Raw genomic sequence first — 416 nt, 5'->3', positions numbered from 1 at the left:
CTGCCCTGCATCGATGATGCCGGCGGCCAGCGCCGGGTCCAGCTCGGCCAGCAGCTCGCTGATGGCCGCGTTGTGCGAGATGTCCAGCAGCACCCGCAGCTTCAGGTCCGGGCGTTGCCGCGACAGCGCGCGCAACGCGTCGAAGCTGCCCAGGTGCGAGCCGAACAGCAGCACCCCGCGACCCTGGTCGATCTGCTCCAGCAGCTGCGCGGTGCCTTCCGTACGGATGTCGAACAGCCGTGTGCGCCCGGCCAGCAGGAACACCCGGTCCTGGATGGTCGCGGCGATGGTGTGGATGTGGCGGGCCACGTCCCAACGGTGCGCGGGCCGGCCCAGCGCCCGCTGCAGGTAGTCGCGCGAGGCGCGCCGTTCGCTGCCGCGCACGCAGAAGAAGTAGGCGGTGATCGGGTACAGGC

General features: G+C 71.2%; 1 pseudogene. It reads right to left on the bottom strand.

Annotation, left to right across the window (positions count from 1 at the left end):
* Positions 1-416: pseudogene (locus VA603_RS00220) on the bottom strand (acyltransferase); the annotation flags it as partial.

This window comes from Stenotrophomonas capsici (genome assembly GCF_034961085.1).
Taxonomy (GTDB): domain Bacteria; phylum Pseudomonadota; class Gammaproteobacteria; order Xanthomonadales; family Xanthomonadaceae; genus Stenotrophomonas; species Stenotrophomonas capsici.
Note: the sequence above shows the minus strand (reverse complement) of the source record. Positions and strands in the feature narration are given on the sequence as shown.